At 55.7% G+C, this 8,515-nt stretch carries 2 protein-coding genes; both read left to right on the top strand.

The genetic code is table 11. The annotated features are described in order from the left end of the window. Positions 1 to 611: 611 nt before the first annotated feature. The gene (locus FKG95_RS29415) at positions 612 to 1,385 is read left to right on the top strand and encodes a hypothetical protein (RefSeq protein ID WP_142900044.1); all 774 of its coding nucleotides are present in this window, start codon (positions 612 to 614) and stop codon (positions 1,383 to 1,385) included. 102 nt (positions 1,386 to 1,487) lie between these two features. Next, the coding region (locus FKG95_RS29410; RefSeq protein ID WP_142900043.1) for a cadherin-like domain-containing protein at positions 1,488 to 8,515 on the top strand (7,028 nt) is incomplete at its 3' end.

Genomic DNA, 8,515 nt, shown 5'->3' with positions numbered 1-8,515 from the left:
TTCTTCCATGACCGAACTTTCTTTCCACGGCATCAACACCTCCGGCATGCAAATACATGCCAAAAGTGTTACCCATGTCTCCGGTACAAAACGTCACCTATCTCTAAGGTCGGTCAAAGCCCCCCTCGCGGGGGCTTTGGTGTTTGGATATCAGACCGGTCTCTAAACCTCCAGACCTCCGCTGGGTTGTGGGCCTCGCTCATAACTTGAAGGCTGAGACCGTCAAGAAAAGGCTCCAGTGGAGCCTTTTTAGGCCGAAGGTTGAGCACGGGCGAACAGCCCGCGCGCAGACTGCGCAAGGGACAAATCCATCAAACAGTCCACTGGACTGTTTGATCCCGCAACCAAATCCTAAACGCAACCAAACGCGACAAAGCCATCCATCGGATGGCTTTTTTGCGTTTCGGGCTACGCGGTCAGCATATGAACCTGTGCCCATGAAGGTTATAGCGGCAACCAAAGGAAGCGCCATCAGTAATACATCTGGTCGTCCAACTTCTTTGAATTCCTACACAATTTTTTCACGAAAATATCATTGACATTTGCACGCCTATGACTAACGCTAAAGGGGAAAAATAGACGCGTAAAGAACGTTTGGGGGGAACAAACTTATGGCGTTTTACAGGGATTTCGTCCTGGCGTTTTCAATTTCTTTCGGTCTGATTTGTGGGTGGAGCCTTCCATCCAGAGCAATGCCTCTTCCTGACAATGTGAGCGTGGCCTTCAGTTTTGGTTCTGTCTCAAGCGGTGATATGGGGCCAACAAGCTATACTCAAGCGCTTGGCGCCGCGGCGCCTCTACCTGCGGAAGGTGCCAGTGGTTCTTTCTCTAATCTTGGAGAGCCCCTAAACTTTCATTTAACTGGCGCATTTGAGGCGGACCCCTTTTTGGATCCCTTCACGGCCCTGGATAACTTTGTCTCTGCACCTTTGACGATCGTCATCACCAATCTTAGTGGCGCGCCTGTCATAGTAGATCTTAGCTTTGTTGCGGATGTCGAACTCTTCGGGTCGGCGGACGCGCTAGTTGATACCGCGCTCGTTGTTGGAGAGCCACCCAAAGTTGCTGATGAGGCTTTCGTCGACGCGATCCTTGGACCTGAGAGTATTTCGGCATCGCTGGATGCAGTCAGCCTGCTTTCGCCTATTGAGGTTGGCGTGGTCCCGGTTGCTTTAGCGCTTTCGATCGAAACGACACAGACATTCTTCGATCCCTTTTTTGGCGGTACCGCCGACTATGATATCGATGGGTCGATTTCAGTACGATCCGTCACACCCGCCGCCATTGTCGTATCTGAGCCGCCTGTCGAGATGCTTTTCTTGTTTGGGATTCTTGCCTTGGTTTCGAGCCGAAGGCGCGCCCGAGATTCAGCTTTTTGCGCCTAGGTACGGCGTTAGGTCTGTCCAGGTAAGACACGGACTATTTTTTTGAGCCGTCCCGGGCACCCCGGGACCATTCCAGATATTCGCGAGGCTGGGGGGTGGGTCATGTCTGACGATCAGGTGATTAATGGAAGCGATGCCAATGAACGCCTTCGAGGAGGGTTCGGCGACGACACCATATCGGGCGGCGGCGGAAACGATCTCATTACCAGCCGGGCTGGCAACAACACGCTTCTCGGAGGTGCGGGCAACGACCGCATCGCCGGTGGCCGCGACAGTGACTTCGTCGACGGCGGCACTGGCGATGATCTGGTCAATGCAGGATTTGGCGACGATACGGCGCAGTTTGTTGTCGGCGAAACCGGTGAGCTTGGCGATACCTATCTCGGCGGGCAGGGAAACGACATGCTTCGCATCAAGGTCACTGCGGCGCAACTCGAAGACCAGGCTCTGTTGCAAGAGCTCCGGGAACTTGAATCCTTTGTGATATCGGTTGGAGCGGCCGGCGGCGACACGGGTGAAGTACGCAGTTTTGCGAATCTTAAGCTTACAATTCGAAACTTCGAGGCGATCGAGTTCCGTGATGAAGATGGCAATCTCATTCAACTGCCGGAGCCGAATTCACCACCTCAACCTGGCGACAATGACGTCAGCTTAGACGAAGATTCGGCGGCACTCGAGGGCCAGCTTCGAGCTATCGACGCCGATGGCGACACTCTCATCTACAATCTCGTCCAGGGCGTCGGCGACGGCAACGGTGCGCTGATTCTGAACGAAGACGGCAGCTACAGCTTCGACCCTGAAGACGATTTCCAGGATCTCGCGGAGGACGAGAGTCGTCAGATTCAATTTGTTTATGCGGTCAGCGACGGTAAAAGCTCTGTCGAGCAAACGGTCATCCTGACAATCACGGGGCGGAACGACGCGCCCGTTGCGCTCGACGACGCTGGCGCCGCTTTCACCACGGACGAGGATAGCTCTTTTCAAACAGGCGCCGTGCTTGCCAATGACAGCGATGTCGATGGCGGCAGTTTGTCGATTCTCTCGTTTGATGCCAGCCAGGCGCGCGGCTTGGTCACGCAGAACACGGATGGAACCTTTACTTACGACCCCAACGGAGAGTTCGAAGATCTTGCTGCCGGGCAAACGGAGACGGACAGCTTCAGCTACACGCTCTCGGACGGACAGGGTGGAACCTCCGTTGCGACCGTCACGATCACCATCGAAGGCCGGGATGAGGGCAACACACCTCCGCAACCGGCCGGCAATGATGCGACGACCGATGAAGACACCGGCATCATCGAGGGTCAGCTTCAGGTAGCAGACGCAGAGGGAGATGATCTAACTTTCTCGTTGGTTTCAGGCGTTGGTGAAGGAAATGGCACACTCAACCTGTCGGATGACGGCAGCTATAGTTTCGATCCGGGTCAGGACTTTCAAAGCTTGAAAGAGGGAGAAGAGCGCCAGATCGAATTTACCTACGCCGTGACAGATGGTGAGGCCAGTGTCGAACAGACAGTTGTCATCACGGTGACCGGCAACAACGATGCGCCGCGGGCCGTTGCCGATCAAGGGGAAGGCTTCGAGACCGACGAAGACAACGGCTTCACCACGGCGTCAGTGCTCGGCAATGACAGCGACCCGGATAACGACCCCTTGAGCCTCGCGCAGTTGGACGTTTCTGAAACGCTTGGCCTGGTGGTCGACAACGGGGACGGTACCTTCAGCTACGACCCAAATGGACAGTTCGAGGCCTTGGGTGAAGGCGAGACGGCGAGCGACAGCTTCAGCTATCGCATTTCTGACGGGAACGGTGGCGAAGCGACCGCGACGGTGACGATCACTATCCAAGGCCGTGACGAAACCGTCGAGGACCTGGAAGCGCCGAGCTTGGAGGCTGCGCTAAACACAGACACGGGTCTTTCGGACAGTGACGGCGTCACGAAGACTGCTGCGATCTCAGGAGCGGCAGCGGATAACCTCGCCGTCACCGGCCTCTTTGCTCGAGCTTTGGAGGCGCAGTCGTCTGAGTTCGTCGACACTTCTGACGCCCTGCTGCCTGACGGCAGTTTCCAACTCGACGCGGCGCGATTGGCACAGATCCTTGGCTCTGACCTAACCGACGGGTTCCAGAGTTTCACACTTTTCGCCACCGATGCCGCCGGGAATGAGTCCGAGCGCCAGACCGTCGAGTTCACGCTCGATCGTTCGGGGCCCTCGGTGGAGTTGGCGCCAGCGGGCGATCTGACCACGGCGCCTGGTCGTCTGCAGGTTCAATTCGATGAGCCGGTAACGGCGTCTGCTTTCGAGAAGAGAAGCTTCGTTCTGACCGACGCTTCGGGGGCGGTCGTGGAGATCACCTCGGTGGATCAACTCAGCCCGACGGTTGCACAGTTGAATCTGGCTTCGGTTCTGCCCAATGGTGCGTTTTCCTTATCCGTCGATTCCAATATTTCTGACGCTGCCGGCAATGCGCTGGAAGGCGAGGCCAGCTTTGATTTCTCCGTGGCCAGCGCCACGCGGGTAATCGATGTGCAGCCGTCTGACGGTGATCGTCTGGTCAATCTCGATCGTCAGATCGTTGTGGAGTTCGACCGCCCGGTCGACCCTGACAGTGTCACCACGGAGAGCTTCCAGGTCATCGCGAACGGCGAGGCGCTGCCGGGCAGCGTGCGTGTCTCCAGCAACGGCCAGATCGCGACCTTCTTCCTGGAAGAAGGGACGATACTGCCGGCCTCTACCCAAGTGCGGGTGCAGCTCGATGGTACAACGATCCGCGATACGACCGGGGCGCTGGTTGATGTCGATGGCGATGGTGAGGTTGGCGGAACTCTGCAGGCCGATTTCTCCACGGTTTCTCTGACCCGTATTCCCGAAACCAACCTGGAAGGTTTCATTTTCGATTCCAACAATCGCGGTCCGAATGGTGAAGATCTGCCGCTTGTCGGCGTGATTGTGACGGTGGTTGGATTGCCTGGTGTGCAGGCGGTGACCGATGAGAATGGCCGCTTCTTCCTCGAAGATCTGCCCTTCCCCGACGCCTATCTGCACTTTGATGCTTCCCCCGTAACCGCCGAGACCGGCTTCAAATACGGCACCATCGTCAAGCCTGTGCATACGGTGGCCGGGCAGACGGTGGGCATGACCACGCCGGACGGCTCGCCTTTCAATATTTACTTCGCGTCAATCCCCGAGAGTGACGCTGTTGAGGTCACGGAAGGGGAGCCGACCGAAGCCGGTCTCGGTACCTTCGGCCTCCAGAACCTGACCGAGAGCTTTCCGGACATCGATCCTGCCCAGTGGGAGGCGCTGAAGGTCATCATCCCGGAAGATTCTCTTTTCTTCGATGACGGCACGCCTGCCGACTCGGTGACCATCATGGCCTTCGAGCCGGACCGGATCCCGGCGCCGACTCCCGAAGGTTTCGATCCGAAGATCGTCTTCACGGTCGTGGCCGATGGCGCCACCAATGTGGACGGCAAGGCCCAGATCGAATTCCCCAATCTCGACGGCCTCGCCCCCGGCGAAAAGCGCCCGATCATGAGCTTCGACCACGATGCCGGCAAATGGGTCCAGACCGGCACGGCCATTGTTTCCGACGACGGATTGCGTCTGGTATCGGAGGGCGACACGGGCGTGAATACGCTGGGGTGGAAATTTGTTGGGGACCAGCCGATAACTCCAACAACTGGCCCCATTCCGCCAGTTCCAGGTCGAAAACCGGGGGATGTACAACAACCCGGAGATCCAGAGCCTCCCGAAGATTCGGAAGAGCCTTGTGATGAAAATGACGCGTTGCAAAAAATTGATGCCTACAATGACTTAATGGGAGAGCTTGCTGGGTGCGTTGCTGATTTGTCGCCTGTAAAAGTAATTAGGGTGGTTGCGCAAATTACTGAAGCGCTTTCAGAGATTACTTCTGTCACTTTGGATGCAGTGCAGCGAGCTCAGGCATTACAGAACAGTATAAAAAACGGTGAAGACCCTGATATTATTTTAGATGCTTTTAATGGGCTTAAATTTATTTTAAAGGACGTATTTGTTGACCTGTTTAAGGCGGCAAAAGATGCGTTTAACACAGCTCCTCCACTTGCTGCTGTCGATTGTGCTGCTGATTTGACTAAATCTGCTGTAAATCTCTGCAATGCCTACGCAGATGATGAGTGTGTTGAACTTGGCTTCTGGGCTGAAATCTCATGCTTTTCTGCTGCAAAGCTGTTCACTGTTGCTGACGGTCTAAAGATTCTTAAAGATGGAGTGCAAGGCAAGTTACTTGGTGTATCCGTTGAAACTTTCTGCTTTATCATAGATAATACAGAACAAATAGTTCGCGATTATATTGAATTAAGAAGGCAAGAAAACGACTCAACGACCGAGAGTAAATCTATAAATATATCGATCGCGTCGTCTGTTACAGAAATTCAAGAACCTACGCTTCCAGAAATAGAGGCGAGGCTTTTAAATGCAATTGGGGAACTAACTTCATCTACTGAAGTAATACAAAATCAGCTTAATGATGCCAGTGGAGAAGTGAGTGGCCTCAATGATGGAGCAAGTGAGTTTGAAAGTGGATTCGCCGATCTCGCAGTGGATGTTGGCAATTTAACTGCTGCGATTCTGCAGTATACGGCTGATACCTTTTATCTGATCGAATACGCGGGAGTTGAATTGCGCGGAAAGCTTGATGGTTCCGGTATGCTTAGTGTTAGCCTTCCAGCCGAAACCGAGTATGAAGTAACTTTTTTTGACTATGAGAGGTCACTGATTGGTTCGGCTACAGGGGTTTCTGCTGGAGCAGGTTTACCTACTCACATTGCTTTCCCGCTGTACACAGATGCATCCACAGAAGTCGATACAGACGAAGATGGTCTTGTAGATGCTGCTGAGTTCGTTATCGGTACATTTGCTGATAGGAGTGATTCCGACGGTGACGGTATCCTTGACGGTGCCGAAATTGCACAAGGCCTCAACCCCTTAGACGGCGTCGGGTTCCCCACTGGCATCATCGCCTCCATTGCCCTTCCCGGTGAAGCTGTCGATATCGCCGTCGAAGGCCGCCTTGATGGTTCCGGCGGGCAGACTGCTTACATCGCGACCGGCTCGCACGGTCTGGCAATCTTAGACGCCTCGCAGTTTTCTAATCCGATCCTCCAGGGTCAGATCGACCTAGAAGGGGATAACCAGCAGGTCGCCGTCGATAGCGCGCGGCAACTAGCCTATGTCGCTGCCGGTTCGGCCGGACTGCACATCGTCGACGTCTCTGACCCGGCCATGCCGCAGCTTGTCGAAACTGTTCGCTTTACCGGTGGCATTGAGTCCCTGCTGGTGCGGGACGGGGTTCTCTTCGCGGGGGGGCGTGGTCTTTTTGCCGTCAATGCCGTCACCGGCGATATCCTGACCGATCTCTCAGTCGGCGGCGAAGTTCGGGCGCTGGCAGCGGAAGGGGATAGCATCTTCGCGGTGGTGGACAACGAGCGCCTGGTTTCCTTCGGTTTCGATGGTTCCCTTTTGGTCGAGTTGGATTCTGTCGTCATCCCCACACCGCCGGTCCGGCGCCAGCCTTTCGAGGATTTCAAGATCTTCATTGACGACGGTGTCGCCTATATCTCGAACGGGCTCGACCTGACCCAGATTGCCAACACCCGTCCGCTCGAGCGCGGCGGCTATGTCACCTTCGATGTGTCCGAGCCGGGTTCGCTTGAATTGATTTCCAACATCGATACGCCAAAGGTTCAGGCCGCAAACCTGCAGACTGTGACCAACGGTGCCGGCCTTGCCGTCGTGGCGGCCGGGCAACGTGGTTTGCAGATCCATGATGCTTCGGATCCGGGGAATACCTATGACCTGATTACCGAAATCAACACGCCGGGCGATGCGCAGGCCGTGGCGCTGGCGAGCGGAATTGCCTATGTTGCCGATGGCGCCGGCGGTTTGCAGGTCATCAACTTCCTGCCCTTCGATGCCGATGGCGTTGCGCCGACGCTCAGCTTCGACAGTTCGGCCATCGATGCTGACCCGGATACCGGCGGACTGCAGGTTGAAGAAGGCAAAACGATCCGCTTGAGCCTGGACGTCCGGGACGACGTTCAGGTCCGCAATGTCGAGTTGCTGCTGAACGGCCAGGTTGTCGTCAACGACGTCTCCGCACCCTATGAACTTTCTTTTATCGTTCCGCCCTTGAGTGCCGGCGCCACGATGCTTGAGGTCCAGGTGCGGGCGACCGACACGGGCGGCAATACGACGCTGACGGCGCCGCAAACTCTCGAGATTATTCCCGATATTACGCCGCCCGAACTGACATCAGTCGTGCCGGAGGACGGGCGTTTGGTTTTGATCGGCTCCAACATCGTCTCCCTGTCGTTCGATGAGAGTATCGATGTTAATTCAATCGATTTGTCCGATATCAAGGTTTTTGACCGGGCCGCGCCTGCCATTGAGATTCTTCCTATCGATATTTCTTTCCTAGCCGACGATCAAGTGCTGCAGTTCGCTTTCAACGATCTGCCGATCGGCATCTTCGATCTGTCACTCGATCTTTCCGGAGTGACTGACCGGGCGGGAAATCCGCTGGGCGAATTGCTGATCGAGCGCAGCTTCGAGGTCGTGGACGCCACGGCGGTTTGGATTGACCCGGCCGGCGGCAACTGGTCCGATGCAGACAACTGGCGTGATGGAGCTGTTCCGACGCCTGCGGATGGTGTGGCGCTTGTCGTGGATGACGACGCGAGTGTCGTGCACAGTTTCTTGACGACGGAAGTCGAGCGTCTGCGTTTGCAGGGTACGCTCGAACTGCGCGGCGGCGAGTTCAGCGCGGATGTGATCGAACTGGGTTCGAGCAGACTGCTTTTGAACTCTAATGCGCGCCTGACAAACTCGCTGGTCAACGGAGACGAAGGGTCACAGGTCCTTGTGTCGTCTGGGACTTTCTCCGATCTCCAAATTCTGTCAGAGGTGACGGTTGGTGAGTCTGGAGTTTCTCCTGGCACTCTGACGATTGAGGGTGGCCTGACGCTTGACGGTGTCTTGGGTGTCGAGGGTGGTTCCTTTGGTCGATCGACGGTTTTCTTTAATGGTGAGCAGACGGTTTCTGGGACGGGAGCGTTCGTTCTTGGCGGTTCGGATGTTTCGGTCGG

Origin of the sequence: Denitrobaculum tricleocarpae (assembly GCF_007004665.1) — a bacterium.
GTDB classification, from domain to species: domain Bacteria; phylum Pseudomonadota; class Alphaproteobacteria; order Kiloniellales; family Kiloniellaceae; genus Denitrobaculum; species Denitrobaculum tricleocarpae.
The sequence above is the reverse complement of the archived record's forward strand: the minus strand, read 5'-3'. Positions and strand labels throughout refer to the sequence as shown.